Source organism: Persicitalea sp., assembly GCF_041751555.1.
Taxonomy (GTDB): Bacteria; Bacteroidota; Bacteroidia; order Cytophagales; family Spirosomataceae; genus Persicitalea.
The window spans coordinates 1-3051 of the sequence record NZ_JBGSXF010000207.1; the positions used below are offsets into that span (position 1 = coordinate 1).

Annotated in this window: 3 protein-coding genes; all 3 read left to right on the plus strand. The window is 53.8% G+C overall.

The window, feature by feature from the left end:
• Positions 1–174 precede the first annotated feature (174 nt).
• Entirely contained in the window at positions 175–1821 is a 1647-nt protein-coding gene (locus ACEW8P_RS07465) for a UxaA family hydrolase (RefSeq protein WP_373512467.1), read from the plus strand.
• 42 nt (positions 1822–1863) lie between these two features.
• Positions 1864–2355, plus strand: a complete 492-nt coding sequence (locus ACEW8P_RS07470; protein WP_373512468.1) for a Uma2 family endonuclease — start codon at positions 1864–1866, stop codon at positions 2353–2355.
• Positions 2356–2400: 45 nt separating this feature from the next.
• The coding region (locus ACEW8P_RS07475) for a gamma-glutamyltransferase (RefSeq protein WP_373512469.1) at positions 2401–3051 on the plus strand (651 nt) is incomplete at its 3' end.

The following is a 3051-nucleotide window of genomic DNA, read 5'->3' on the forward strand; positions in this document are numbered from 1 at the left end:
GCATTGGAATGCTACCGACGAGATCGAGAAATTGGTGGGCCAGGTCCTGCAGGATCAGGAACTGTGGGAAACTGACCTGACCGAGTTGGACGGCTTTCAGAAGGCGGTGACCGATTATTTAAAGACAATAATGGATAGCCCAAAATTTGACCTGAACCTTTTTAATCAACCCTCGTGAATAAAGTACTGAAAGTCCACCCCAACGACAACGTCATCGTTGCTCTCACTGATTTGGCAAAGAGCGAGGAGGTAGTTTTGGACGGAGAAAGCTACACGCTGACCGAAGACATCGACGCCAAGCATAAGTTCGCCGCCCGCGACTTCATGCCCGGCGACGAAGTGCAGATGTATGGCGTACTGGTCGGCAAGGCGCAGAACGAAATCCGGCGCGGCAGTTGGCTGAATGTGTTCAACACCAAACATGCCGCTAACCCGCTGACGGTGCGCGAAAGTACCTACCAGTGGCTGGCGCCCGACGTGTCGAAATACGCCAACGCGACCTTCAAAGGTTTTCACCGCAGCGACGGCAGCGTCGGCACAGCTAATTACTGGCTGGTAGTCCCATTGGTTTTTTGCGAAAACCAAAACGTGGCTACGCTCAAAAAAGCCCTTTCCAAAGTGCTGGGTTACGAAACTACCACGCCCTACCAGGACAAAGCGGAGCAAATCCTCGCTATGATTCAATCGGGACAGGAAGGGGAAATCTTGAAAACCGAACTACCGGCCACAATGAAAAAGAAGGCCGTGTCGTCCGTATTCCCGAATGTGGACGGCATCAAATTCATCACCCACCAATCGGGTTGCGGCGGGACTCGACAGGACGCGCAGGCTTTGTGCGGCCTGATTGCGGGCTATATCACGCATCCGAACGTGGCCGGAGCGACGGTGCTCAGTCTGGGTTGCCAAAACGCCGAGGAAAGCATTCTGACCCAGGAAATTGAAAAGCGAGTACCGGGCTTCGACCGTCCCGTACACATCCTGAATCATCAAACGCTGGGCGGCAAAGACGATATCATCGACCTGGCTTTGAAACAGACGCTTCTGGGCCTGAAAGCCGCAAACGAACTGGAACGAGCCGACGCTCCTTTGTCGAAACTCTGCGTGGGTTTGGAATGCGGCGGTTCCGATGGTTTCTCGGGCATCTCGGCCAACCCAACGCTGGGGTACTTTTCTGATATGCTCGTGGCGCTGCAAGGAAAAGTCATGCTGGCCGAGTTTCCTGAACTGTGCGGCGTAGAGCAAAACCTCGCCGATCGCTGCGTAGATCGCCCTACTGCCGAGCGATTCGCGCATTTGATGAGTACCTACAGCCAACGCGCCACGGCGGCGGGTTCGGGCTTCGATATGAACCCTTCGCCGGGCAATATCAAGGACGGCCTAATCACCGATGCCATAAAGTCCGCCGGAGCAGCCAAGAAGGGCGGTTCCTCGCCCGTGGTGGACGTGTTGGACTATCCCGAAAAAGCGACCAAGCCGGGTCTGACGCTGCTCTGTACGCCGGGTAATGATGTGGAATCCACCACCGCCGAGGTCGGTTCTGGTGCGACGGTCGTGCTATTTACGACGGGCCTGGGAACGCCTACCGGCAATCCGATCGCCCCGGTCGTGAAGGTATCGAGCAATACTAAGCTGTTCAACAAAATGCACGACATCATGGACTTCAACACGGGCGGCATCATCGAAGGCAGCGAAACGATTCCTGAAGCCGCCGAGCGACTCATGGATTACGTGATTTCTGTGGCGAGCGGCGAGACGACCACCAAAGCAGTGCTGAACGGGCAGGATGATTTTATTCCCTGGAAGAGGGGCGTGTCTTTGTAGGTGTCTGATTTTCGTTATCTTTGAAAAAACAGCTTCAAGATCATGGCAGAAATCGTTGAAACCGTCGAAGAAAGGGAAATCTCACAGTACGAACTAGAAAGGGGAAAGCCTATGCCCAGACTCATTCACGGAGCTATACAATTCAATGTAGGTTTTGAATTAAAAATAAAATACCCCGATCGGTTTCGGATTGCGAGCGAAGTCACTTTGGATACAAAACCCGATGGGAGCACGCCCGATTTGGTACTTTATCCTGCCATGCCCTTGGATTTTAAGGACGATCCCGCCCGCCGTTCCGACCCGCCGTTACTGGTAGTCGAAATTCAATCACCTTCCCAGAGTTCGGCAGATATGGTCGTCAAACTGGAACCCTACTTTTACTTTGGTGTGAAATCCTGCTGGATCATTGCGCCCGACTTCCGGGCTGCTTTCGTCTACTCTGATCCGTTCAACTATTCATTTTTCCACGGTAGCGAAGTGCTCAATGACGCTTCTTTGGATATTGAAGTAAACCTGGCGGAGGTTTTTAAGTGATTTCTCATCCTATCCTGGACGAAGTTTCAGGCTTTTCAGAACTATATGAAAATACATTTGCCCCTCGTGTTTTGTTTGCTCGGAATCCAGACCCTGAGCTATGCCCAAACGACGACTCCCGTCAAGGAATCTACTGGCTTCTACCAGTTCGCGACTGACGACCCCAATCAGAAATACTTCGTCAGCGACCGGAAAGGTGTTTTGGCCCAAAATGGGATGATCGCCTCGGCGCACCCGCTCTCCTCGCAGGTAGGAACTGACATTCTCAAAAAAGGCGGCAATGCCGTGGATGCGGCCATTGCCGTGATGTTTGCGTTAGCCGTAGTGCATCCGGCAGCGGGTAACGTGGGCGGCGGGGGCTTTATGGTCTATCGGGCGGCGGATGGTAAGAATTACACACTGGATTTTCGGGAAAAAGCCCCGTTGAAAGCCGACCGCGACATGTACCTCGATGCGCAAGGCAACGTGGTCGATGGTCTGAGTACGCTCGGCCACCTGGCCAGCGGCGTACCGGGTTCGGTCGCTGGCATGGCGGTGGCCCACACCCGCTTCGGTAAACTACCCTGGGCGGATCTTTTACAGCCTGCCATTGACTTGGCAGAAAAGGGCGTCGTTCAAACCGAGAAAGAGGCCCGGGGGCTTAACTACGTTCGGGAATATATCCAGAAAGTCAACCCCGGCACCAGCTACTTCCTT

Coding starts and splice junctions, on each gene's coding strand:
- ACEW8P_RS07470 (WP_373512468.1), top strand. CDS start 1,864: ATGGCAGAAATCGTTGAAACCGTCGAAGAAAGGGAAATCTCACAGTAC.